This window comes from Gordonia sp. 11cp, from assembly GCF_057767225.1.
Genome location: NZ_CM173437.1, coordinates 3173075 through 3197884, shown reverse-complemented (window position 1 = coordinate 3197884; position 24810 = coordinate 3173075). Strand labels below are relative to the sequence as shown.

The window sequence follows — 24810 nt, the reverse complement described above, 5'->3', positions numbered from 1 at the left end:
TTGGTATTAACTGAAAGTGATGGTACGCGATGCAGTGGCCCGTGTCACGTGCGGATCTGTCCACGACACCCCTACGGCCCGGACAGCCATGACGTGACGCGCGTCACGTCTTCTCGTAGTGTTGTGGCAGGCCCACCACCCCCGGGCCGCCACAACCGATGCGCCGACAAACCGGGAACCCCGGTCCGGCCACCGCACATAGAAGGCCAGGTGACCCCATGACCCTCGCAGACGATCGCGCTCGCTTCGAGCACGTCCCCACCCCCGACCAGCGGCCCACGGAGGCAGCAGTCGCCGGGTTCTCGCTCGACGACCGCTACACGCGCGACGCCGGCGACATCTACCTCACCGGAATCCAGGCCCTGGTGCGCATGGTCCGCGACCGCGCCCGCGTCGACCGCCGCTCCGGCCTCCGGACCGCGTCGTTCATCTCCGGCTACGAGGGCTCCCCTCTCGCCGGTTACGACCTCGAGCTGGCTCGGCGCCGCGGGTATCTCGCCCCGTACGACATCATCCATCGGCCCGGCCTCAACGAAGAGCTCGCCGCGACTTCGGTGATGGGTTCCCAGCTCGCGGCCCAGGTCACCGCCGGCAGCGTGCTGTCACCGTCCGCCGACGGACTGCCCCGCGACGGCGTCGTCGGATACTGGTACGGCAAAGCCCCCGGTCTCGACCGCGCGACGGACGCACTGCGTCATGCCAACCTCATCGGAACCCATTCCGCCGGGGGCGCGGTCGCGCTCGTCGGCGACGACCCGGGCGCGAAGTCCTCCACGGTCCCGTGTGCGTCGGAGATGGCTCTGGCCGACCTGTACATCCCGATCCTCTATCCCGCCGACTCCCAGGACATCCTGGACCTCGGCGTCCATGCGGCGATCATGAGCCGCACCAGCGGACTGTGGACCTCGCTCAAGATCTCCGCGCATGTCGCCGACGGTGCGTCGACCGCGCACGTCGACCCCGACCGCATCGTGCCCGTCTTCGGCGAGCTCGGGACGAGCCCGCATGTGCCCAGCGGACGGCTACTCGGCGCCAACCTCATGGAACTCGAACAGAATCAGCTCACCACCCGGCTTCCGCGTGCCCAGGAGTACGCCCGGCTCAACGGTCTCAACCGGATCGTGGTCTCGAGCCCCGATGACCGTATCGGCATAGTCGCCGCCGGGAAGACCTACCTCGACCTCCGGGAAGCACTGCGCCTCTTGCACATCGACGACGACGATCTGCGCCGGCTCGGCATCCGCATCCTCAAGCTCGGCATGGTCTACCCGATCGAACGAGAGATACTGGACCGGTTCATGTTCGACACGGCGACCGGCGATCTCGACGAGGTCATCGTGATCGAGGAGAAGCGGGACTTCATCGAGACGATGATGCGCGACATCCTGTTCCGTCACCCCCGCGCCCCGCGCATCGTCGGCAAGGTCCACGAGGACGGCTCGACCTTGTTCTCCCGCTTCGGCGAACTCGACGTCGACGCGGTGACACGCGGACTCGCCGACCGACTCGCCCGCCACGGGGTCGACGCCGCGCAGATCTGGCTCGACCGCAAGGCCGCACGCCGCACCCGGATCGAACTCCCGCTGGCCGTGCGCACTCCGTACTTCTGCTCCGGCTGTCCGCACAACAGTTCCACGAAGGTCGCGGAGAACACCCTGGTCGGCGCCGGCATCGGCTGTCACGCGATGGTGCTGCTGATGGACCCGCGACAGGTCGGCGACATCGCCGGGGTGACCCAGATGGGCGGCGAGGGCGCGCAGTGGATCGGCATGGCGCCGTTCGTCCCCGCGGACCACTTCGTCCAGAACGTCGGCGACGGGACCTTCATGCACTCCGGGTCCCTGGCGTTGCGGGCGGCCGTGGCGTCGGGTGAGAACATCACCTACAAGCTCCTCTACAACGGCACCGTGGCGATGACCGGCGGGCAGGACCCGGTGGGCGCGATGACCCTCCCCCGGTTGACGTCGTTGCTGCTCGACGAGGGTGTCGCCCGGATCGTGGTCACCTCCGACGACCCCAAACACGTTCGCACACTTGGCCTCCCCGAGCAGATCCAGATCCGTCACCGCGATGACCTGCTCGGGGTGCAGACCGAACTCGCGGCCGTGCCAGGGGTCACGGTCCTCGTCCACGACCAGCACTGCGCCGCCGAGAAGCGCCGGAAGCGCAAGCGCGGCACCGTGCCCACCCCCACCCGTCGTGTGATGATCAACGAACGCATCTGCGAGGGGTGCGGTGACTGTGGCGAGAAGTCGAACTGCCTCTCTGTGCACCCGGTGCAGACCGAGTTCGGGCGCAAGACCACGATCGATCAGAGTTCCTGCAACCTCGACTTCTCGTGCCTGCAAGGCGACTGCCCGTCGTTCGTGACCGTCACCCCCGGCGCCGATCGCACCCGTACGCGCGCAACCGATCTGGCGGAATCAGTGCTGCCGGCGCCGGCGGTCCCCACCCTGCGCGACACCTTCTCGTTGCGCATCACGGGCGTCGGCGGCACCGGGGTGGTGACCGTCTCCCAGGTCCTCGCCACCGCGGCCGTCCTCGACGGGCACTCGGCCCGGACCGTCGACATGACCGGACTCGCCCAGAAGGGCGGCGCGGTGGTCAGCGACATCAAGGTGGCCCCGCGTCCGCTGGAGCAGGCAGCCAAGGTGGCGTCCGAGGACTGCGACCTGTACCTCGTGTGCGATCCGCTGGTCGGGACCGACCCGGTCAACCTCAAGGTCGCCGCTCCCGAGAAGACGGTCGCGGTCGTGTCGACCACACAGGTGCCGACCGGACTGATGGTCATCGACACCTCCGTCGGCTTCCCGTCCGACTCCGCGGTCCATTCCGCGATCGACGATCGGGTGACGCGCACGGTGTACCTCGACTCCGGGGCGTTGTCCACGGCGCTGTTCGGCGACGAACAGTACGCCAACATGGTCATGACGGGCGCCGCGTATCAAGCTGGGGCACTTGCGATCACGGCGTCGTCGATCGAGCGCGCGATCGCGCTCAACGGGGTTGCGGTCGACGCCAACGTGCAGGCCTTCCGTCGCGGCCGGCAGATCGTGTCCGATCCCGACTCGGTGACCGCCACCATCGACGGCCTGCACGGCCGTGGCGTCGCCGAGATCGAACCGAGCGGCCACGCACTCGAGGTGGTCGCCGGACTGGGGAGCATCGACGACGAGCTCCGCCGCACCATCGCGATCCGGTACGACGAGCTCACCGCCCACTCCGACGAGCGGTACGCGCGCACCTACCTCGATGCGGTGGGCCGCGTGCATCGCACCGCGCCGGACGCCGCGCTCACCGGGGCGGTCGCGCGGAACCTGTACAAGCTGATGGCCTACAAGGACGAATACGAGGTCGCCCGGCTCACGCAGGACCCGTCGTTCGCCGCACGCATCGCCGACGAGTTCGGCGCCGACGCCGAGGTCGCCGTCCGGCTGCATCCGCCGACCCTGCGCAGCATGGGAATGCGCCAGAAGTTGGCGTTGGGGTCATGGGCCGACACCCCGCTGAAAGCACTCGCCACGATGAAGCGGCTCCGCGGGACCCGACTGGACCCGTTCGGCCGCAGCGAGATCCGACGAACCGAACGAGAGTTGATCGTCGAATACCGCGAACTCGTCGACGCGGTGGTGGATGCGTTCGCCAGTGGGCGGATCGGCGAAGCCCAGGTGCCCGAGGCGATCGAACTCGTGGAACTCCCGGACATGGTCCGCGGGTACGAGAGCATCAAGATGAGGAATGTCGAGCGCTATCGCGCGGAGCTCGGTCGACAGCGGGCCGCCCTCGGAGTCTGAGGACGGACGGCCCCGCACCGGGGCGCCGGTCCGGACGCGTCTAGTCCGGACGCGCCGAATCCGAACGGGCCGACATCCCGTGGTACATCCTGGTGAGATGGACTCGGCTGCTGATGTCGAGCTTCCCGTAGATGTTCTTCACGTGCTGGCGCACCGTGTGCTGACTGAGCACCAGTTCGTCGGCGATCTCCTTGTCCGTGAATCCCGCCGCGACGAGTCCGGCGACGTCGTACTCGCGCGACGAGAGCACCTCGAGGGGTGCGGCGCCACGGTCCCTCGACGACTCGAGGTCGAGTTCGAAGAGCTGGGCGCCGGGCTCACCGGGAACAGGCCGCGACGTGCATTCGAGTACGTCCTTGGACCCATTGCGCATCCGGACGAGGTAGGACCGGTGAACCACTGCGGTGGCGCCACCGACATCACGCAGGAGTCTGTAGAGGATGTCGGCGCCCTCGTGGAGCTCCTGCAACAGCTCGGCCGCACCGCGGGTGATCGAGGGTTCGACGGAGTCAGCGCCGAAAAAGACCACCGCTGCCGAACTCGTCTCCAGCGCATGGCGGTACGCGTTGAGATGCCGGCGCACCTCGTCGCGTTGACGCATCGAGGTGACGACCGCGCCCACCACCTGTGCGACCGCCGACGAGAGCAGGATGTCATCCGCGTCGACGACGCCGCGTACCGCGTCCGACGCGAAGTCCACGGTCCCGATGATCCTGCCGCGCTCCACAATCGGCGCCTTGAGAACATGCACCATGTTCTCCATGCGGACGACGCGTTGGTACAACTCCGACTGTCGCCATTCGGCCAGCGTCTGATCGGCGAGGTTGTACACCGGTCGAGCATGGGCAAGAACGGCCCGCAGGCCCTCGTCGACCTGTCGCCCCCACCTCTCATAGGTCGTCATGAACCGTGGACTCACATTGTGGAAGCAGTACCACTCGGCGGTCCGGCCGCCGTCGTCGAACAGATAGATCGCGCTCATCGGCAGGTTCATGACCGTGGAGATGTGTTGGATGTACACCTCACCGAGCTCGTCGAGGTCGCCGGCCTCGGTCAGCGACACGTGCAGCCGCGTGAGGGCGGCGATCCGTGAAGCCAGATCCGGCGAATAACGCCCCATGACGTCATGTCCAGACGGGTCTGTCGGACGCAATGATGATGATCTCACTCGACAAGGACTCCATACTCGACTGCCGACCCAGGGGCCGCGCTCTCACGAAAACGACCACGCCTTGATCAGTCGACACCGAGCCGAGGTGCGGGGGACGGACCGTGCCAGGCAACGCTGCGTGGCCATGAATCATGCGGGCTTCCCCGACCCTGACTGATGATGTTAGTTCGAGAACGAGCCCGCCGCTGTCCACAAGTGTCGGATCACGCGTGTGATCTGAGCGACGATGGGGAGTGTCACCGCTCGGACACCGCGAGGTGTGACCGCACGGCGTCGACGAATGCATCGGGCCGCTCGAACGGTGGCCAGTGCCCGCACCGTCCGAGCAGACGGATGTCGGCATGCCGGATGTAGGAGCCGATGGCCAGTGCCTGTTCGTAGGGCACCATCCGGTCATCGCGTCCGTGGATCACGGTGACCGGCAGCTCGAGACCGCCCAGTGCTGCCATGTTGCTATGCGGAACGCTCACCGAGGCCCGGTCGACGAGCCCGTGCGCGCTCCTCAGCCGACGGATCTCGACCATGGTGGACACGAGTTCATCGGTGACCAGGTTCTCGTCGAACCACAGCGCCCGGAGCATCCGTCGCAGACGGTCGGCGTCCTCGGGCTTCTCGTCGAGTTCGACCGACAACCGCCAGACCTCCGACGGAAAGGGCGCCAGAAGATACGGATCCCCGCCTGTGGACGCATGGCACGCACCGATCACCAAGGACTCGACCCGTTCCGGGTGCGCCAGCGCGAGGTCGATGGCGGTCGTCGCGCCCATCGACGTCCCGATGACTGGGACTCGCTCGATCCCGAGGTCATCGAGCACGGCAAGCACCGCGCGAGAGGCCACGTCGTGGACGGGTTCGTGGTATTCGACGGGACCCGTGAGTCCGTAGTTGGGCAACTCCACCACCACGCAGCGGTAGCTCCGCGACAGGACGTCGCACACCGCACGGTATGCCAGCGACGCGGTGGCACCGGGTCGCGGGCCCCACGCACCGATCATCACCAGTACCGGCCCGCTACCCCGATCGTGGTAGGCGACCTCCATCTCGTCCGTCGTCAACGTGTGCAGCCAGGTCGGATCGACCAAGCCGACGGGCAGGTCTGCCGTAGCTGCACTCACGCGGCCACCTTCTTCGCCAGCGCACGCAGATCCACAGAAGCGTCGGCCACCTCGGCCTCGGTCACAGCGACACCGCGCTCCATGAGGAGCATCGCGGCCCGGACGTCGCGCGGTACGTCGACGCCCACCGCACCGACCACGCGGTCGTCACGGAGGTAGAACCAGCTCGCAGAACCGTCCGAGTGTTCACGCGAGACGATCGAGGCGGTCTCGTCGACGTGGCCGGCGATCTGCACGTTCAATCCCAAGTGATCCGACCAGTACCAGGGGACCTCACGATAGGCCGCGGCCTCGCCCATCATGGTGGCCGCCACGTGCTGCCCCTGGCTCTGGGCGTTGAGCCACGTGCCGTACCGGACACGGCCGCCGACGAATGGGTCGACGAAGTTCGCGACGTCACCGGCAGCGAACACGCCCGGCACCTCCGTCTCCAACCTCTTGTCGACCTGCAGTCCGTGCCGGGTGTCGAATCCGCTCGTATCGAGGAAGTCGAGGGCCGGTCGCTGACCGATCGCCGCCAGGACGATGTCGGCAGGCAAAGTCCGCCCGTCGCTCAGTGTCACGCCCCGGACGCGGTCGACGCCCTCGAACCCCACCACCGAGGCGCCGGGAATCAGATCGAAGTCGGCCTGGCGGTAGTACGACCCGAGGTGAGCAGCGGCGTGGCCGCCCACCGCGCCGGTCAGCGGGTGACGCGACCGGCACAGCCACACGACCTCGTTCCCGAGCGCTGCCGCGGCGGCAGCCGTCTCCACCGCCAGCAGCCCGCCACCGACCACAGCGACCGTCGAATTCCCCCTGCGCAGACGATCGCCGAGGTGATCGCAGTCGTCGGCCGTACGCAGGGAGTGGATACCCGGCAGGTCCCCGCCCGGAACGTCCAGATCCCGGCACACACCGCCGGTGGCGATGAGCACCTTGTCGGCCGCGATGTCGATTCCACTGCTCAACCTAACCGTCCCCGACGACGTGTCCAGCCCGGTGACCGGGTCGTCCAACACGAGGTGGACGGCCAGTTCCATCCAAGAATCCCACTCTCGAAGCGTCGTCGAGAACAGGGACCTCGATCCCTGCAGGCACTCCTTGGACAGGGGTGGCCGTTCGTAGGGCAGCCTGCCCTCGTCGCCGACCAGAAAGATCCGGTCATCGAATCCGCGCGCCCGCAACGTTTCTGCTGTCCGAGCGCCGGACATTCCAGCACCGACGATCACGTACGATCGTTTGTTCATCACGTCGCCTCGCCCTCCGATCTCAGAAGAAGACGCTCAGATTCTTGGCAAGAATCAGGTTCTGATCGAGCAGGATGATGCGGTCGGCGATGCGGAGGTTCCCGTCCACCAACCGCAGTACGTCTCGGCGTTCCCCGGCCCACAGGTCGACCTCGGCTTCCAACCGATTGCGGTAGATGAAGAAGTTGGACCGGACGAAGTACTCTCCGTCGACATCCGACCGCTGCACCCGCACGTTGGTCACCAGATGGCGTGAACGCGACGGCGGGTCCTCGGCCCAGTGCATGCCGCTCTCGAGCTGTTCGATGCGCATCTCGAGCGAGGCCTTGTCGTCGTCGAAATGCGCGACCTCCAGACCGTTGAGATCGTCCGCCTCGTCGGCTTTCCGCTGCCGCCGCAATCTGTTGCGACGGATCGGCATCCGATAATGCGCGTCGTCGGTGAACAGCTCGAACCAGGTCCGCCACTGCCATTCGTCGATCAACTCGGCCTCGGCGAAGAGGAACTGCTCCACCGCGTGCTGCTCCTCGAGGCTGACCGGGTCCATCCCGAGAGAGCGGAACATGGGCGCCGAGCGCCCCCTTCTCGTCTGCTCACCGGTTGTCAGCATTGACGACTCCCTTCATGATCGCGGCCGCGCGCGGGCCGATGCCCGCGCCCATCGTGGTGGCCTCGTGCTCATGCCGTTCCGGCTCCACCGCGGGCGCGACCGGCCAATCCTCGCTGGTCATGAATTCCAGCCAGCGGCGATAGAATGTGCGCTGCGGACCCTCACCGAAATAGTTGCGCAGCACACGACCGGGGTACACGGGGTCGTCGTCGGTCTCGTGTCCGTGGCCCATCTGGTAGTTCCACGCCATCTTCCGCGTCTGGGTGCCGCGCTCCAGCATCTGGCCGATCAGGTCCCAGTTCTCGCCGTCGTCGGTCTCCACCACACCGGCTGCGCCTTCGGTGAACGCGGCCGATGTCCGCTGGGCCCGCTTGACGTCGTCCGGCGCGTCGGCGTCAACGATCGTCCACGACCAGATCTCGAACTCGTTCGGTCCCTTTGGATGCCAGACACGCAGGTTGGCCGAGCCGGGGAGTCCGGACAGGTTGGGGAACACGGTGAAGTTGCCCACGGTATTGGCCCGGTCCTCGCCCAGTCTGTCCTGCCGCGAGTCGAACTGCTCGTGGTTGTAGCGCCCGAGTGGGTCGTCGGCGAATCGTGTCATACGATCGAAGATCATCGAGTACCCGTGACCCTGCCGTGAGGCGAACTCAATGCCCTTGATGTCACGCAGGAAGCCGGGGTCGAAGGTACCCAACGACGAGGCGTGGGTGATGATGGCGTGGTAGCCGTCTCCGCCGAATTGCTCGGCGCCGAGTTTCCAATTGCCGTGGATCGTCCACTTGATGACTCCGGGCAACATCTCGATGCCACCCGGTGTACGGTCCACCCAGCTGTCGATGTAGTACGTCATGTCGCCGAGGAAATCGATCAGTGGCACTGCAGCGGGATCGAAGGTGGCGAACCACATTCCCTTGTACTGATCGATCTGCGCCACTTCGACCAGTCCCCAACGCTTCTGGTCGAGATCGTTGAAGTAGGCCGTGTCCAGGTTGGGCACGTTGATCAGCTCTCCGGCCGTGTTGTAGGTCCAGCCATGGTAGGTGCACATGAAGTTGCGTGCGTTGCCGTCCTCGGCCCGACAGATCTTCATGCCGCGATGACGGCAGGCGTTCAGGAACACCCGGACACTGCCATCCTTCTGGCGGATGGCGAGCACGGGGTCTCCGCCCATGTAGGTGTTCACGAAGTCACCCGGTTTCGGCAGCATCGAATCGTGTGCGATGAACAGCCAGGCGCGTCCGAAGACCTGCTCGAGTTCACGCTGATAGATCTCGTCGTTGATGAAGATCTCCGGACCGATGAGCCCGTTCTCCCAGTCGACGAGTTCTTGCAGTTGTTCGTTGATGTCACGTGTCATGTTGTGTCCCTGCTTTTCTGGTCTGTTCAGGAATCGAGGAAGGCGGTCGCGATCGCCGCGAACTCCTCGGGCCGTTGCTCTTCCATGTGGTGTGCGCCACCGGCCATGACGTAGAGGTGGCCCTCGTGGACCTGCCGGCTGAGCGCGAGCGCGTACTCGGGAACCGCGAAGGCGTCGGAGTCGCCCCACAGGAACAACGTCGGCGCCGTCACCAGCGGCAGATGGTCGCTCAGGTCCTGCGGTATCCCGCGACCACCGCCGGCCGTCCAGTCCGGTCCGAGTTCGAGAAGATCGGGCATGAGGCTGAGTTCCCAGCGGAGATCGAAGGTCCATTGCGGGATGTCCTCGCCGCCGCACCACTCGAGTTCGGCCATGATGTCGTAGAGCTTCTCCTTCGTCGGCCCGCCGTCGGAGTAGTACATTCCCCACGCCTCGCGCCCGTAGCGGCCGAGTTCGGGTGTCAGCGGCTGGGCACCGGGTACCGGTTCGCTGCCGGTGACGATGAGCCGTCCCACGAGCTCGGGCCGTTCGGCGGCCAGGGCGAGGGCCGTGGAACCGCCCACGGAGTTGCAGACGAAGTCGGCCTCGTCGATGCCGATCGCGTCGAGCGCGCGGCCGATCACCTCGGCGTGATAGCTCCAGCGCGGGGCTCGAAAAGGTTCCTTGCTGGAGCGGCCGTAATGCAGCATGTCCATCAGCAGGATGCGCCGGGTCTCGGCGAAGGTCCCTGCAACGGTGCCGAAGTCGGTCCAGCTGGAACAGCCCGGCCCACCCCCGTGCAGGAACACCGTCGGTCGCCCGCCGCCCAAGTCGATGTAGTGGATGAGGTGGTCGCCCACCTGTACCTGCTTGCCCTCGGGCTCGCGTAGTTCGATGTCGCGCATGATCGTCGTCTCCTGTCAGTTCTCGGTGCCGGTCTCGACGAGAGGGAGATCGTCGAGAGAGCACTGGCGCTCGGCGGGAACGATGTAGTCGACGACGGTCGCACCGTCCACGATGGTTCCCGCGATCACGTACTCCGGTTGTGCGTTGCCTTCGAGTGCATCCCGGGCAGCGGCCACCAGGGCCCACCCGGTGCACATGGGATCGGTGTCGATGGTTCCGCTGACGGTGCCGTTGCGAATGGCGGCGATGGCCGCGTCGTCACCGTTGTTGCCAGTCACCACAACACCATTCGGATTGGTCGGCGAGTACGCGCTCATCCCCCGCGCCTGGAGCGCCGAGCCGATGCCGATCGCCGATCCATCGTTGTACGCCCAGTAGCCGTCGATGTCCGGATTGGCCGAGAGAACGTCTTGCGCCAGCGCCGAGGCACTTGCCGAAGTGTCGGCGGTGTTATCCTGCCGCACAACGATTCTGAGCCCTTTGCTCTCGACCGCCTTGGTGAAGCAGTCGGTCATGGAAACGATGGAGGGCGCCGGCGGGCCCGACATGATCGCTATCGTGCCGTTCGGCTTGGCCTCCGCGTAATAGTCGGCGAGCCTGTCGATGATGCCGCCCGGTTCGCACGTGGTGCTCTCCGTCCAGACAGACGTGTCGACCCCTGTACCGCCCGAATTGACCCCGATGACCGGGATGCCGGCCGCGTCTGCCCGCGCGTACGCACCGGAGATCGCACCTTCATCCAGCGCCCATGACGCGATCGCCGACGCGGGGCGATCGACCATGGTCTGGATGTTGGATACCTGGGTGTCCGGCGACAGGTTCGCGTCGTACACCTGCGACTCCCAGCCGAGGCTGTCCGCGGCGGCCTCGACACCCTGCGCGGTGAACTTCTGTCCCTCCTGGGAAAGCACCGGAGACGAGAAGCCGAAGAACTCGGTGCCTGAGTCGTTGTTGCCACCGCAAGCGACCATGCCGAGTCCGAGCGTGGTGGCCAGGGCTGCCGTCGCCAGCGGCTTGGTGATCTTCATCGTTCTGTGATTCCTTCTGTAGCTCATGATCAGATCCGTGCTCTCGCGATGACGCAACGTTGCATCGTGGCGACCTGGATCTGGTTGTCTTGCACTCGAACCGGGTAAGTTCCCAACGGGTCGGTCGCGGGGGCGGTCAGCGCCTCCCCGGTGCGGATCGAAAAGGTCGCGTAGTGCAGTTCACATTCCACGGAGTCTCCGTCGACATATCCGTCGGACAGCGAGTACTCGGCGTGCGAGCATGTGTCGTCGACTGCGAAGTACTCACCGCCCACGTTGAAAAGGGCGATCGGGGGGCACGTACCGGGGACCTTTATCCCGGTGCCGACCGGGAGGTCATCGGCGCCACAGGCCGCGACCCAGATGTCTGTCTCAGCCATGAGGCATCGCTTCCCGGCGTGGGGTGAGAACCCGCATCACCCTGTCGAACCCACCGGATGTGCGCGCCACCCCGAGCCCCACTGCGGCGATGAGGAGTACACCGTTGACCGCCTGGCGCCAGAAACTCGAGATGTCGGCGAGCGTCATCGCGTTCTGCACGACGCCCAGGAAGAGAACGCCGATCACGGTCCCCCAGATGCTGCCCTTGCCGCCGGTGAACGAAGTACCGCCGATCAGCACCGCGGCCAGGACCCCGTTGAGCAGGGCGGGGTCGATCTGTGGGGACGCCCCGGTCAGTCGACCCACCTGGACGATGGCCGCGACGCCGGCGGACAGACCCGCCAGTGCGTACACACCGGTCTTGATGTTCGTGACGTTGATGCCGTTGAGGCGGGCGGCATCCGCGTTGGAACCGACGGCGAAGACCGACCGGCCGAATCTGGTGTAGCCGAGGACTCCCGCGGCGAGCAGAACCAGGACGACGTCGAAGACGAGGATGATCGGAATCGATCCGATCTGACCGGTCGCGAATGTACTGATGGCACTGAAGGCCGGCACGTCGAAGACGTTGATCGTGGCACCGTCGTCGGCGAGCAACGCGATGCTCGCCGCGATGGACGCCATACCGAGGGTGACCACGAGGAACGAGATCTTCGCCCGAGCCACGAGGATCCCGTTGATGATCCCGAGTACAGCACCGCACGCCAGCGCGCCCACGACGCAGATCACCGCAGGGGCACCGGCCTGCAGCAACAGGCCGAATCCCATTCCGGCGGCGGCGCTCATGGACACGACCGACAGGTCGATACCGCCCGCGATGATGACGAACGTCGATCCGAGGGCCAGCGCGAGCGCAACGCTGTTGGCGCCCACGATGTTCATGAGATTCGACCATGTGAAGAAGCTCGGCTGGCTCACGGCCGCCACCAAGACGAGAAGGCCGAAAGCGACCAGGACACCGCCGGTGTCGCCGAACCACTGCATGGTCGGTCGTTTGCGGGGGATACCCGGAACGGTCGCGGACACATCCGGGGTGTGCTCGATTGTGGTCACATCATTCTCCTCAGGAGTTCATTTCGATTGCGCGGAAACCCACGGCGACGCCGACGTCGCGATCAGGCGGAGATCTGAGGTCTGCGGCCGGTCACCATGGCGGTGTTGAGGTTGTCCTCGGTCACATCACGCCCGACGAACTCCGCAACCACCCGACCCCGATGCATGGTCAGGACCCGGTCACACATCCCGCACAGTTCGTTGAGTTCGGACGAGATGAGCACGATCGCGGCACCACGGGCAGCCTGCTCACGGAGCATTGCGTAGATGGCACTTCGGGCCCCGACGTCTATCCCCCGTGTCGGTTCGCACATCACGTACACGGGTAACTCGAGCTCGAACAGTCTGCCGATGATGATCTTCTGCTGGTTGCCGCCCGACAGGTGACTCACCGCCAGCTGCGTCGAGGCCGTGCGAACATCGAACCGCGCGACAGCATCGGCCACCAGGCGCCCTTCGAGCGAGGATCGCCGGACACCGTTGCGGAAGAGCTTCGCCCGCCAGGCGAGCGCGAAGTTCTCGGCGACCGACCTGTTCAGCAGGAGGCCCATGGACTTGCGGTCCTCGGGAACGAAGCCTATTCCGCCGTCCAGCACGCGATCCGGTCGCCCGATCGAAACCTTTGCGCCACCTACGCTGAGGTCGCCGGTGGCCGGCACCGCACCGCCCAGGGCGTGCCCGAGCGTCTCCTTGCCCGAACCCGCCAGACCGGCGACGCCAACGATCTCCCCTCGACCCACGGACAGTTCGACCGGATGTAATCCCTTGTCGGACACGGCGAGCGCAGACGCGTGCAGCACCCGGTCGTGGAAATCTGCGGTGTGGTTCGCAGTTCCGTAGTAGTCACCCAGTTCCCGACCCACCATCTGCCGGACGATCTCGTCCTCGGTCGTCGACGCCACCGCGAGCTCGGCGACGATGCGGCCGTCCCGCAGAACCGCAGCAATGTCGGCGACGCGGAAGATCTCGTTCATCCGGTGGGTGATCATGACGATGCTCGTCCCGGCTGCGCGCTGGGCGTGCACCAGCTCCAAGAGGCGATCGGCGGCCCTCTCCGACAACGAGCTGGTGGCCTCGTCGAGGATCAAGACATCCGGGTCCGTCGACAGCGCCCTCGCGATCTCGATCTGTTGTTGCGTTTCGATGGGCAAATCGCCGACCCGCGCACGCGGATCGACGTCGACTCCGCACGCATCCAGCACGTCGACCGCTGCGGCGCGCATCCGCCGCCAGGAGATGACCGCCGGCCCGCCGGAGGGAAGCCGGCCCATGAATATGTTCTCGGCAACGGTGAGATCCTCTGCGAGAGTGAGCTCCTGACTGATCAGAGCAATTCCGTGACGGCGTGCGGCGTTCGGGTCGTGCAATCGGCGGACCGCGCCGCCGACGACCACTGTGCCGGCGTCGGGAGTGAGCAGGCCCCCGATGATCTTGGCGATCGTCGACTTTCCGGACCCGTTCTCCCCGGTCAGCGCGGTGACACTCCCGCGCCGGAAGTCCAACGAGACATCCTCCAGCGCAGTGGAATTGCCGAATCTCTTGGCGATCCCGGTCAATCGCAGGATCGGCTCATCGGTGTCGACGGGATGTGGACTGGTCATGAACGAAGAGTCAAACAGCAACTCGTACTCACCGGAATACCGCCTGGCGGTGAACCTTTCAGCTACCTCATTTGCGTCACCCGGCGCAGACTCCGCCGAGAATGTGAGGTGCTCGCTGCGCCCGGGTTACCATTCTGTGTCGGATCACGGGCTGCGTTACGTCGTGATGAAACCCTTGCCCGTCCAGCGCCTCGTGCACACCGCGAGTCCGCAGATGACGACGGCCAACGCCGTCCCGATGGTGAAGAGGACGCAGTAGGCGCTTTCCGCCGGAACCCCGGGTACCGGCCCGTCTTCGAATGCGTCCAGCACCGCCACGACGAGAGCCGAGGCCACCGCGGTGCCGCCGAACCTGGCCACCACGTTGAGAGCCTGCGCCGCCGCCATTCGGGTGGCCGCCGTGGACGACGAGACCATTACCGGTGTAGCCGTCATGGCCATACCCACGCCGGCGGACACCACCGTCATCGCCGCCGAGACCTGCCAGGCCGCGGCGTGCCACAGGAGCAGCAGCACATACCCCGTACCGGCGACCACGGCTGCGGCCACCAGCGTCGCCGACACGCTCGTCAGGCGGATCAGCCGGGCGGCCAGTGGTGTGCTCACGAGCATCGACAGTCCCCCCGGGGTCAGGAGCACACCGGCGGTCAGAGTCGACTGGCCCATTCCCGAGAAAGGCGGAACCGCGGAGGTCTGCAGGAGGTGGGAAGCAGTCAAGGTGCCGAGCATGTACATGACCCCGACCAGCGCCGAGCAGATGTTCGCCACCACGATGACAGGCATTCGTGCCGCCCGGATGTCGACGATCGGCCAGCGACGACGCAACTCGTAGGGAACCCAGATCACCGCCGCGAGGGCACCGGCCCCGAGTAGCCCCAGCACCGGCGGGGACGTCCAACCCCATCGCGCGCCCTGTGCCACCGGAATCAGCCCACACAGCAGCAACACGACCACACCCACGGCGCCGATGACGTCGAACGATTCACGCGGCCGGGATGCATCGGGCGCGAGGACCACCCGGAATGCGACGCCGAGCATGAGCGCCGCGCAACCGGCACCCCAGAACAGCATCGACAACCCGAAGTCCTCGATGACCCAGGCAGCCAATGGCAGACCGGCCCCGCCGCCGAGTCCGACCGCGACCGACATCGTCGACGCACCGGTCGCCATCCGTTCCGGGCCCAGAACCCGGCGAATCACACTCATGCCGACCGGGATCACTCCTGCTCCACACCCCTGCAGGGTGCGGCCGGCGACCATCGGCGCGAGGTCGTCGGAGACGGCGCAGGTGATCGAACCGGCGGCCATGATCAGCATCAGGGCGGTGAGCACCCTGCGCTCCCCGGCGAGGTCCGCCGCACGTCCCGCGATGGGGGTGCTGGCCGCTGCTGCGAGAAAAGTGGACGTCAGGGCCCAGGCGCCGCTCGGCGCGCTGACGCCGAGTTGATCGCCGATCGAGCCGGCCACCGGGACCAGTGCTGTAGCCAGAAACGAGGCGAGCAGCCCACCGCAGCACAGGACGAGGATGACCGATCCATGCGAGCCGACCGGCTCGACGAATCCCGTTGTCGTGGAGGTGTTTGAGGGGCGTCGGGTCGCTTCATCCGGACGACGTCGGGGATTGGGCATCAGGTCAGTCCATCAGCGCGGTCGGCGAGTCGCCATCACCAGGACGCGGTATACGGTCGAGTACCGCATCCACGGTATGGACGAGATCAGCCGCTGCTCATACCATTTCGCTCACCCGTGGGCGTGGGTCCGAGATGTCCTCGGTGAGATCCGCACCGAGGACGGTCGCACCACATTCCAGTGAAAGCGAGGTCGCCCCACATGACTCCGACTCCGAACTCCCCGGTAAGGATCATTCTCGGTACCGCGACCTTCGGGATCTCACCCCTCGCCGACGACGCCCCCGCTCTCATACGCGGCGCACTCGACCGGGGTGTCGAATTCTTCGACACCGCCAACTCGTACGGAAATCAACCGGACTACGACCGGCCATCGGTCCCGGACCATACCGAACGCCTGTCGTCGGAAGAGATTCTCGGGCGGGCGCTCGCCGGAATCCGCGACCGGGTGCAGTTGGCGTCGAAGGTCGGCGAACCCCTCGGCCGGGATCGTGTGAATGGACCGTTCGTCGGGCAGTTGACCCGCGATCACATCTTCGAGCAGGTCGACCTGAGCCTCCGACGCCTGCGGACCGACTACCTCGATCTGTACTACGCCCACCAACCGGACCCGCGCACGCCGGCCGGTGAGACGGTCGCGGCCTTCGACGATCTGGTCACAGCCGGGAAAATCCGTGCATGGGGTATCTCCAACTTCTCGGCCGCGCAGACCGAGGCGGTGGTCCGGACGGCGGTGGAGCTCGGTGCTCGACCCCCCTCCGCGCACCAGGTGCGCTACAACCTCGCCGAACGCCAGATCGAGCGCACCGGAGTGGTTGCGGCGGCCTGCTCCACCGGCACACCATTGCATGCCTACGCGCCCGTGGCGGGTGGTCTGCTGGCCGGTCGCCGTGCGTTCGACCGTGACTACATCGGACATCGACGTTGGGGTGGAGTCGGATTCTCCGAAGCCCAGCGGGCCGCCGGACGCCGGTTCGCCGGCCTGGCGGCCGAATGGGGCGTGCATCCATCCTCGCTCGCACTCGCCTGGCTCATGAACCGGCCAGGGGTGACGGGCGTTGTGGTGGGGACGAGCTCGATGGCCAACCTCGATCATGCTTGCAGAGCAGGCGAACTGACCCTGAGCCGTGATCAACTCGTCGTCCTCGACTCGCTGCGATTCGGTGATCCGGCGAACTGAACCGAGCCACAGCCGAGAAAATTCCATATGGGTCAGTTGGCTGTGGAGGCAATCGGTCGTCTCCGGTACCGGGCGACCACGGTCTGCCCGTCGGCACCGGGGATCGCGTCGAGATCGTCGTGACCGATGTGCTCGACACGGTCGGTGACGAGCTCGAACTGTTCGGAGTTCATCTCCACCAGGAGAATTCCGCCGACGCACAGCCAGTCCCGGGCGGCTCTGATCAGCTCCAGGATGTGGTCGAGTCCGTCGGGGCCACCGACCAGTGCGTTGCGCGGTTCGTGGTCACACGCTTCGTGAGGAAGGAACCCGACCGAGGCGTCGGGGACGTACGGCGGGACCGCGGCGATCACGTCGACGTGTCCCCGCAACCCCGGCGGTAGTGGACTCAGCCCGTCGCCCAGATGAACCCCGCTGCCGCGCGGTAGGTTCTGTCGAGCGCAGGCCAGCGCAGCGGGGTCGATGTCTATCACATGCAAGCGTGCGTCGAGGCCTGCGGCGGCAACCGTCGCGGCGATGGGCGCGACGCCGCAGAATGCCTCTAACACGAGCGGAGACCGTCGCGCCCGCACCGCGGCGACCGCGATGCGCGCCAACAGCAGTGAGCGTTGACGCGGCACGAAGACGCCCGGACCGACGCGCAACCGAAGGTCGCCGAATCGCACCCATCCCACCAGATGCTCGAGCGGCTCGCCGGCCGCGCGACGTGCACAGAGCTCATCGAGTTCGGCTGCGCCGGCGGCATGCTCGCGTAGAACTGCGGCTTCCTCCTCGGCGAAGACACAGCCGGCACGACGCAGGACACCGACGACCGGATCGTCGGTTCCGTGGTCAGAAGTGTTGCGGGTCATCCTTCTTCAGACCGTACAAGAATGCTGCCGCGATGAGCAGCGCCACCTGTAGGAAGCCGAGGATGAGGCCGACGATCGCACCGGCACCCAGGTCGAGGAACGGCGGCGTGATCAGGGCCGCCGCGAACAGCGCCAGCCACGCGGCGATTCCGACGACAGCCAAGAACGGTAGCGCCCTGCGATAGCGCGGAACGAGCACGAACGTCGCCGCGATGCCGACCACCCCGAGCACGATGAAGAACTTCCCGGGGTTCAGGACGATCTCATAGGAGAAGAATGCGGGGATCCCGCCCTGGCCCTCCTCGAAGTCGGCTCCCCAGCGATTGAGTTCCTCCTCGGCGCCCGCCGACACCGAGATCCAACTGAGGAAGCCCATGAAGTACGTGACGATTCCGGCGACCGCGGACGCCAGCGCGAAGATGACCGACAGGTCGGCGCCGGGACCACGGGACGGTTGTCCTCCCCATCCGCCCCCGGGATTCGGGTAGTGCTGATCGGGTGCCCACTGCTGACCGGGCAGGCCGCCGGTACCGGGGTGTTGGACGTGGGCCGTCTGGTCCTGGTTGCCGGCGAAGCCCCCGGTCTGAGGTGGTCCCTGCGGGACGCCTGACCACTGACCGCCCGGATGCTGGGGTTCGCCTGGATTCACGATCCGCTCCTCGTCGCCTGCCGCGGGACCGGCCCGCCGCCTTCGCATTGCCTGCGCCCGCCGTTCCGGCGTGCGACCTTGCGCAAGACTAGGCCGTACCCGGGCCGGGACGCACCGGTCAGCCCACTTTTCATTCGACCGGGTCACCACGGCCGCTTTCCGGCGCTTCGACGCCGTCGGGGAGCGGCCCGTCCGCACGCCCGGACGCGTAGAGTGCGGGATCGATGTCCGCGACGCAGGAACCGCGCGAGGACGAATCGGAAGCCACGAATCGTCCGCCGACGCGCCGAACCCAGGCCAAGGCGGCCCGTCGTGCCGAATTGCTGTCCGCCGCCGCCCGTCAGATGGCCGAGCGCGGATTCGCCGGGGTGCGGCTGGAGGACATCGGACGGGCGGTCGGAGTGAGCGGACCGGCGATGTACCGCCATTTCTCGTCGAAGACCGAACTTCTCGACGAGATGCTCATCGACATCAGTCAGCGACTCCACGACGGCGGCAGCGAGGTCGCCGACCGCGGCGGTTCACCGTCGGAAACCCTGGGCGCGCTCATCGGCTTTCACATCGACGTCCTCGTCACCCGCCCCGATCTCATCACGGTGCAGGATCGCGACCTGTCCTCGATGACCCCGGCCGCGAACCACCGGGTCCGACTGCTGCAGCGCCGCTATGTGGAACGGTGGGTGGATGTGCTCCTCGCCGTGACCGACGAGAACGGCATGACCCTCGATCGCGACGAGGCGCGCGTGCGCGTCCACGCCATGTTCGGGCTGCTCAATTCCTCACCTCGCCTGCCCGACTTCGACCAGCATGGATTGCGCCGTCTGCTCACCGCGATGGCACTGGCGGCCCTGCGGTGCGAGGTGCCGGATCAGGAGTGATCCGGCACCCCGTCCTCACCATCCGTCGATGTGGAGGACGGAATCGAGGGACTTCCGCGGTGCCGGCTTGAAATCGGTGCCCTTGGTGTAGGCCACCGGCAACAGCACACCCTGATGGATGTTGGCCGGGATGCCGAGGAGCTCGGCGATCTCCTTCTCGTAATTCAGATGCAGGGTCGTCCACGCCGACCCGAGTCCGCGGGCGCGCAGAGCCAGTTGCAGGCTCCAGGCGCCGGGCAACAACGAGCCCCACACGCCGGCCTGGTTTCCCGCGGGCAGGTCTCCGCCGGTGTAGATGGCGCCGATGACCAGCACCGGGACCTGTCCCATCGTGTCGGCGAGGTACTGCGCGCTGGACGCGACGCGCTTACCGGTGTCGTCGCGCGGCGCCTGCCCGGCGTAGTACTTGGCGAACGACTTCGCGTAGTAATCCGCGACCTTCTGCTTCAGCTCGGGGTCGGTGAGCACGATCCAGTGCCAGGTCTGGCTGTTGCTGCCGGTCGGCGCCTGCAACGCCACCTCGAGCGCCTCCTTGACCACGTCGAGCGGCACGGGACGATCGAAGTCGAGACGTTTGCGCACCGAGCGCGTCGTGGTGAGGAGTTGGTCGGGGTCCAGGGGCAGTAGGTCGGTCATTTCTCCATCCTGCACAAAACCACTCCCGTTCACCACGTCGACCCCGCCGGCGAGAGCCGGTGACACCTGACGGCCGCGAAGACTCAGGGCACCTCCGGCGGCAGGGCGCCGGCCTGCTCGAGGTACTCCACCAGCCGGCTGGTGACCTTGGCCGTGCGCACCTCGGCCGGGGTGAAGTATGCCGCGTCGGCGGCGTCGTCACCGGGACACAGCTCCCCCGAACGGATCTCGGCACGGAAGTCGTGTACCTCGTAGACGCGCCCGTCGCCCACCGGGATGTCCAGCTGGATGGCCGGTTCGCCGACCTCGACGACCAGGCCGGTCTCCTCCTCCACCTCGCGGATGACCGCCTGCCGCAACGACTCCCCGGGCTCGACTTTGCCACCGGGGAGACTCCAGTGTCCGGCCGACGGCTCGTTCCGACGCAGTATCAGCAGGATTCGACCGTCCTCATCGGTGATGAGGGCGCCGACGGCCACGATGCGCTCGCCCATCACGCGTCCACCGCCGGCACGCGGGTCCGCGCGCCGGCGTCCGGTTCCGGCGATGCCGAGAGATACCGTCCGATCACACCGCGGATCGCCGACAGCGCGGCCGCGTCCGACTCCTCGTCGACAACCGCGTCGATCATGCCCTGCGCAGCCATGCGCCCGGCGAGAATGCCCTGCCGTGAGGCCATCTCGCCGGCGTGGTCGAGGTCGCGGTGCACGATGAGGCTGGCACCCTCGGGCGGCAGCGGTGACAGCCAGGCGTCTGCGCGCGCGACCCGGAAGTCGGCGGGGAAGAGCGCGAGCGCCGCACCGCCCGCACCCTGGCCGAGCAGCACGGAGACCGTCGGAATCGGAGCGCTGATCAATTCGACTGTGCAGCGGGCTATCTGCGCCGCGAGACCACCCTCCTCGGCGACGACGGACAGCTCCGCACCCGGGGTGTCGATCACGGTGACCACCGGCAGTCCGAGGTCGCTCGCCGCCAGGATCGCCCGGCGCGCCTCGCGCAGGTGCCTCGGACCCGGCCGGTCGCCGTCCGCCTGTGACGTCCGATCGTATCCGACGACCATGGCGACGTGTCCGCCGAAGTCGCTGAGCGAGAATCGAAGTGGTCCGGCATCTGACAGCGGCGCCGACTCGCCCTGAGCCAGGAACTCGACCAGGCCCGCGCGCCCGGGCTCGCGGGTTGCGCGCACACATGCCCACGCGTCGTCCGGCTCGAGCGGGCGGGCGCTCTGGGGCCACACCCGGATAGGGTCGGCCGGCGCCACCGGCCCATCCCGGCGGGCGAGGAGACGCAGCACCGCCGACAGGCGGGCGGGGAGGTCCACCGGCTCGACCACGTCATCGACAACCGTTGTCCGGACCAGGTTCTCGGCGGTCTGGACATCCGCGGGAAAGGGCTCACCGTAGATGCCTTCGTAGACACGCGGCCCGAGGAAGCCGATGAGCGCTCCGGGCTGCGCCCAGGTGATGTGCCCGAGTGAACCCCACGAGGCGAACACACCGCCCGTCGTCGGATGTCGCAGGTACACCAGGTAGGGCAGTCCGGCGGCCTTGTGGTCGGTCACGGCACCGGTGATCGCGACCATCTGCAGGAATGCCGCAGTCCCCTCCTGCATCCGGGTGCCGCCCGACGCGGGAAAGGCCAGCAACGGAAGCCGCTCGCGCGTCGCGCGTCGCACCGCGGCGACGATCCGTGCCCCGGCGGCCCGGCCGATCGACCCGGCGAGGAACTCGAACTCACTCAGGACCATCGCCACTCGTCGCCCACCGATCGAGCCCGCGCCGGTGCTCACCGATTCGTCCGACCCGCTGGTGCGGCGGGCCCGTTCGAGCTCCGCGGCGTAGGTGTCATCGGCGCCGTCGGATGTCGCGGCCGGAGCGCCGACCGGTACATCCCACGATTCCCACGTCCCGTCGTCGACGAGCATCACCCGCAGTTCCGACGCCGTGAGCCGTGCCCGTTCACCCATGCCTCACACCGTATCCCGCCGGGTCCGGGCCACCCGTGCCCGTCGCCGACCGTTCGTCGCGGCGATGTCATGTCGGCCCTCGGTGTCATACTCTCGTCAGCTCGACGACCACGTCCGAACTCCGACCGACCGATCTCTTCCGGAGGCCCTCATGTCCGACACGTTCCGCATCACCCGCTCCCTGACCGTCGACGCGCCACCCGACGCGGTGCTGCCGTACCTGACCGACTTCCGGCAGTGGGTGCACTGGTCCCCATGGGAGGGCGTCGATCCGGACATGGCCCGCGAGTATTCGGGTGCGGAGTCCGGAGTAGGGGCGAAATACGCGTGGTCGGGCAACCGGAAGGCCGGTCGAGGGGCCATGGAGATCACGCGTGTCGACGAGCCTCGTGAGGTGGAGGTGCGCCTGGAGTTCGAGAAGCCCATGAAGACCACCAACACGGTCACCTTCGAACTCGTGCCCCAGGGTCAGGCGACGCGGGTGTCCTGGACGATGGTGGGCGCGCAGACGATGTTCAGCCGGGTGGCCGGATTCTTCGGCATCTTCGACCGGATGCTGGGCAAGGACTTCGAGAAGGGGCTGAGTCAGCTCAAGGCGGTCACCGAGAGTAGATGACCCGGGTGCGCAGGAGGACGTCGGCCACCGATCGGCGACGCCGATCGATCACCACCCACACGAGACCTATCGCGAAGAAGGTACACAGCAGTGCGCGCAGCACCGCGATGGTCGGCCGGATTCGCGCACCCTCCGAATTGACCACGCGCAGGCCCATCACGACCGACCCGAGCGTGCGCCCGGAGACCTCCCAGCACGTCGCGAGGTAGAGCACCGCGACCAGCACGAAGCCGGTCGTCGTGAAGACGAGATCGACCTGCGGCAGCGAGAATTCACTCACCGAGACGACGAACTTCATCAGCGACAGGCCCGCGTAGGCGGCTCCGAGGATCGTCCACACGACGAGCAGGTCGAGGAACGAGGCCACACCCCGGCTCACGATGCCGGCGTTCTTGTCCCGGTCCTGCACCGCGTGCGCCTTGTGCACCAGCGGGTGGCCCGGTCCGCCGGGAGTGGTCTCGGCGCTCATCGCGGCCCCTCGGCGTCGGGAGCGGCCTCGACGGCCGCGGCACCGCGTCGACGCAGAAACCGGTTGACCGCGTTGGCCACTGCGTCGTCGGCTCGCTCACTGGTGCTGCGCACGTCGGTCATGACATCGGCGGTCACCGAGGTACTCGCCTCGCGGATGATGTCGGGGAGGTCGACGCCGTCGATGATCTCCTCGGCGAGTCCGATCAGGTCGACCCGCCCGAGGATGGCGTCGATGTCGATGCGGGCGGCGATCGCGTCGATGTCGATCCCGGTGGCGATGGAGTCGAGATCGACCTTCCGGATCACCGCGTCGAGGTCCACCAGGTCGATCGCCGCCATCAGATCCACTTGCGCCACAGCGCGATCGAGATCGACACCGGTGATCACCTCGTCGATGTCGATGAGCGCGAGCACCTCGGAGATCAGCCGCTTGAGATCGACATGGGTGAGCACGAGGTCGGTGAGGTCGACCTCCTCGACCAGAGCGTCGACCACCTCCCGGATGACGACGCCCAGAACGGTTCGCGTCGTCGAGACCACCACGGTGACAGCGGTGTCGGCGGCTTCGGCCAGCCGCACGCGTACGGACCCGATGAGCCCGCCCGCGAGGGGCATCCGTTCGGCGACGTCGGCCATCACCCCGGCGAATCGCAGCGACTCCCCCGCGAGCTGGGAGATCGCGCCGCGTCGCGCCCGGGAGTCCACCGACGAATTATCGCATGCGGGATCAGGGCCGGTCGGGCCACGAAAAAACCCGAGCGGGCAGACCCGCTCGGGTTCTTCGGTTCTCGTCTGCCCTACAGGGCCTGGTAGAGCTCTCGGGCCAGCGAAGCGGTCTCGGACGGCGTCTTGCCGACCTTGACGCCCGCGGCCTCGAGGGCCTCCTTCTTGCCCTGGGCGGTGCCCGCACCGTCGGAGACGATGGCTCCCGCGTGGCCCATGGTCTTGCCCTCGGGAGCGGTGAAGCCCGCGACGTAACCGACGACCGGCTTGGTCACGTTGGCCTTGATGTACTCGCCGGCCTTCTCCTCGGCGTCGCCACCGATCTCACCGATCATGACGATCAGCTTGGTCTCGGGATCCTTCTCGAACGCCTCGATGGCGTCGATGTGGGTGGTCCCGATGACCGGGTCTCCGCCGATGCCGATGGCGGTCGAGAAGCCGAGATCGCGCAGCTCGTACATCATCTGGTAGGTCAGGGTGCCCGACTTGGAGACCAGACCGATCGGACCCTTGCCGGTGATGTTGTTCGGCGTGATGCCCACCAGGGCCTCACCCGGGGTGATGATGCCGGGGCAGTTGGGGCCGATGATGCGGGTCTTCTCGCCCTTCTCCACGTTGTAGGCCCACGCGTAGGCGGAGTCCTGCACCGGGATGCCCTCGGTGATGACCACGAGCAGCGGGATCTCCGCGTCGATGGCCTCGATGATGGCGTCCTTGGAGAACTTCGGCGGCACGAAGGCGATCGAGGTGTCGGCCCCGGTCTCCTTCATGGCCTCGGCGACCGATGCGAACACCGGGAGCTCGACGTTGTTGCCGTCGGCGTCGACGTGCGACACGGTGGTGCCGGCCTTGCGTGCGTTGACACCGCCGACCACGTTGGTGCCGGCCTTGAGCATCAGAGCGGTGTGCTTGGTGCCCTCACCGCCGGTGATGCCCTGGACGATGACCTTGTTGTCTTTGTTCAGAAAGATCGACATATTCCGTG

23 protein-coding genes are annotated in these 24810 nt (G+C 66.9%); 4 read left to right on the top strand and 19 right to left on the bottom strand.

The window, feature by feature from the left end:
- The first annotated feature begins 218 nt into the window (after positions 1-218).
- On the top strand, positions 219-3794 hold the full coding sequence (locus AC3B6C_RS14320) for an indolepyruvate ferredoxin oxidoreductase family protein (RefSeq protein ID WP_488373234.1): 3576 nt from the start codon (positions 219-221) through the stop codon (positions 3792-3794).
- 40 nt (positions 3795-3834) lie between these two features.
- On the opposite strand, the gene AC3B6C_RS14315 is transcribed toward AC3B6C_RS14320, so the two are convergent.
- The 11 genes from AC3B6C_RS14315 to AC3B6C_RS14265 form a co-directional block, all read right to left on the bottom strand.
- Entirely contained in the window at positions 3835-4914 is a 1080-nt protein-coding gene (locus AC3B6C_RS14315) for a helix-turn-helix transcriptional regulator (protein ID WP_488373232.1), read from the bottom strand.
- Between the two features lie 287 nt (positions 4915-5201).
- The gene (locus tag AC3B6C_RS14310) at positions 5202-6080 is read right to left on the bottom strand and encodes an alpha/beta fold hydrolase (protein WP_488373230.1); all 879 of its coding nucleotides are present in this window, start codon (positions 6078-6080) and stop codon (positions 5202-5204) included.
- Positions 6077-7309 (bottom strand): NAD(P)/FAD-dependent oxidoreductase, encoded by a 1233-nt coding sequence (locus AC3B6C_RS14305; protein WP_488373228.1) that lies wholly within the window; start codon positions 7307-7309, stop codon positions 6077-6079. Before AC3B6C_RS14305 ends, AC3B6C_RS14310 begins: the two co-directional genes overlap by 4 nt.
- A 22-nt stretch (positions 7310-7331) precedes the next feature.
- Positions 7332-7874 (bottom strand): aromatic-ring-hydroxylating dioxygenase subunit beta, encoded by a 543-nt coding sequence (locus AC3B6C_RS14300; protein ID WP_488373227.1) that lies wholly within the window; start codon positions 7872-7874, stop codon positions 7332-7334.
- Positions 7875-7902: 28 nt separating this feature from the next.
- Positions 7903-9279 carry an aromatic ring-hydroxylating dioxygenase subunit alpha gene (locus AC3B6C_RS14295; RefSeq protein ID WP_014925847.1) on the bottom strand — a complete coding sequence of 459 codons (1377 nt, stop codon included), beginning with the start codon at positions 9277-9279 and terminating at the stop codon, positions 7903-7905.
- A gap of 26 nt (positions 9280-9305) precedes the next feature.
- The gene (locus AC3B6C_RS14290) at positions 9306-10163 is read right to left on the bottom strand and encodes an alpha/beta fold hydrolase (RefSeq protein ID WP_488373225.1); all 858 of its coding nucleotides are present in this window, start codon (positions 10161-10163) and stop codon (positions 9306-9308) included.
- A gap of 15 nt (positions 10164-10178) precedes the next feature.
- A complete protein-coding gene (locus tag AC3B6C_RS14285) occupies positions 10179-11192 on the bottom strand; it encodes a sugar ABC transporter substrate-binding protein (protein ID WP_488373224.1) in 1014 nt (337 codons plus the stop codon).
- Positions 11193-11221: 29 nt separating this feature from the next.
- Positions 11222-11572, bottom strand: coding sequence for a bifunctional 3-phenylpropionate/cinnamic acid dioxygenase ferredoxin subunit (locus AC3B6C_RS14280; RefSeq protein WP_488373223.1), 351 nt, complete (start codon positions 11570-11572; stop codon positions 11222-11224).
- A complete protein-coding gene (locus AC3B6C_RS14275; protein WP_488373222.1) occupies positions 11565-12626 on the bottom strand; it encodes an ABC transporter permease in 1062 nt (353 codons plus the stop codon). The genes AC3B6C_RS14280 and AC3B6C_RS14275 overlap by 8 nt, the downstream gene beginning before the upstream one ends.
- A 62-nt stretch (positions 12627-12688) precedes the next feature.
- Complete coding sequence (locus AC3B6C_RS14270) at positions 12689-14227, bottom strand: sugar ABC transporter ATP-binding protein (RefSeq protein ID WP_488373220.1); 1539 nt, start codon at positions 14225-14227, stop codon at positions 12689-12691.
- 156 nt (positions 14228-14383) lie between these two features.
- A complete protein-coding gene (locus AC3B6C_RS14265; RefSeq protein ID WP_488373219.1) occupies positions 14384-15856 on the bottom strand; it encodes an MFS transporter in 1473 nt (490 codons plus the stop codon).
- A 201-nt stretch (positions 15857-16057) separates the two neighbouring features.
- Between AC3B6C_RS14265 and AC3B6C_RS14260 the strand changes: the two genes are divergently transcribed.
- Positions 16058-17035, top strand: a complete 978-nt coding sequence (locus AC3B6C_RS14260; RefSeq protein WP_488373218.1) for an aldo/keto reductase — start codon at positions 16058-16060, stop codon at positions 17033-17035.
- A gap of 32 nt (positions 17036-17067) precedes the next feature.
- Here AC3B6C_RS14260 and AC3B6C_RS14255 read toward each other — a convergent pair whose 3' ends face one another.
- Both AC3B6C_RS14255 and AC3B6C_RS14250 read right to left on the bottom strand, forming a co-directional pair.
- Positions 17068-17886 (bottom strand): N5-glutamine methyltransferase family protein, encoded by an 819-nt coding sequence (locus AC3B6C_RS14255; RefSeq protein WP_488373217.1) that lies wholly within the window; start codon positions 17884-17886, stop codon positions 17068-17070.
- Positions 17867-18535: a DUF5336 domain-containing protein gene (locus AC3B6C_RS14250; protein ID WP_488373215.1), complete on the bottom strand. Its 669-nt coding sequence runs from the start codon at positions 18533-18535 to the stop codon at positions 17867-17869. The genes AC3B6C_RS14255 and AC3B6C_RS14250 overlap by 20 nt, the downstream gene beginning before the upstream one ends.
- A gap of 224 nt (positions 18536-18759) precedes the next feature.
- On the opposite strand from AC3B6C_RS14250, the gene AC3B6C_RS14245 reads away from it, so the two are divergent.
- On the top strand, positions 18760-19413 hold the full coding sequence (locus tag AC3B6C_RS14245; RefSeq protein WP_488373214.1) for a TetR/AcrR family transcriptional regulator: 654 nt from the start codon (positions 18760-18762) through the stop codon (positions 19411-19413).
- A 15-nt stretch (positions 19414-19428) separates the two neighbouring features.
- On the opposite strand, the gene AC3B6C_RS14240 is transcribed toward AC3B6C_RS14245, so the two are convergent.
- The 3 genes from AC3B6C_RS14240 to AC3B6C_RS14230 all read right to left on the bottom strand — a co-directional run bounded on the left by AC3B6C_RS14240 (position 19429) and on the right by AC3B6C_RS14230 (position 22015).
- Positions 19429-20049: a nitroreductase family protein gene (locus AC3B6C_RS14240; protein ID WP_044506138.1), complete on the bottom strand. Its 621-nt coding sequence runs from the start codon at positions 20047-20049 to the stop codon at positions 19429-19431.
- Positions 20050-20132: 83 nt separating this feature from the next.
- On the bottom strand, positions 20133-20543 hold the full coding sequence (locus AC3B6C_RS14235) for an NUDIX hydrolase (RefSeq protein WP_055475833.1): 411 nt from the start codon (positions 20541-20543) through the stop codon (positions 20133-20135).
- Positions 20543-22015 carry a carboxyl transferase domain-containing protein gene (locus tag AC3B6C_RS14230; RefSeq protein ID WP_488373213.1) on the bottom strand — a complete coding sequence of 491 codons (1473 nt, stop codon included), beginning with the start codon at positions 22013-22015 and terminating at the stop codon, positions 20543-20545. The genes AC3B6C_RS14235 and AC3B6C_RS14230 overlap by 1 nt, the downstream gene beginning before the upstream one ends.
- 151 nt (positions 22016-22166) lie before the next feature.
- Between AC3B6C_RS14230 and AC3B6C_RS14225 the strand changes: the two genes are divergently transcribed.
- Positions 22167-22631: an SRPBCC family protein gene (locus tag AC3B6C_RS14225; protein WP_055475845.1), complete on the top strand. Its 465-nt coding sequence runs from the start codon at positions 22167-22169 to the stop codon at positions 22629-22631.
- Here AC3B6C_RS14225 and AC3B6C_RS14220 read toward each other — a convergent pair.
- The 3 genes from AC3B6C_RS14220 to sucD form a co-directional block, all read right to left on the bottom strand.
- Positions 22615-23100 carry an RDD family protein gene (locus tag AC3B6C_RS14220; protein WP_010843611.1) on the bottom strand — a complete coding sequence of 162 codons (486 nt, stop codon included), beginning with the start codon at positions 23098-23100 and terminating at the stop codon, positions 22615-22617. The genes AC3B6C_RS14225 and AC3B6C_RS14220 overlap by 17 nt on opposite strands.
- Positions 23097-23807 (bottom strand): hypothetical protein, encoded by a 711-nt coding sequence (locus tag AC3B6C_RS14215; RefSeq protein ID WP_010843610.1) that lies wholly within the window; start codon positions 23805-23807, stop codon positions 23097-23099. The genes AC3B6C_RS14220 and AC3B6C_RS14215 overlap by 4 nt, the downstream gene beginning before the upstream one ends.
- Positions 23808-23899: 92 nt before the next feature.
- Positions 23900-24802: a succinate--CoA ligase subunit alpha gene (sucD, locus tag AC3B6C_RS14210; RefSeq protein ID WP_004020100.1), complete on the bottom strand. Its 903-nt coding sequence runs from the start codon at positions 24800-24802 to the stop codon at positions 23900-23902.
- Positions 24803-24810 lie beyond the last annotated feature (8 nt).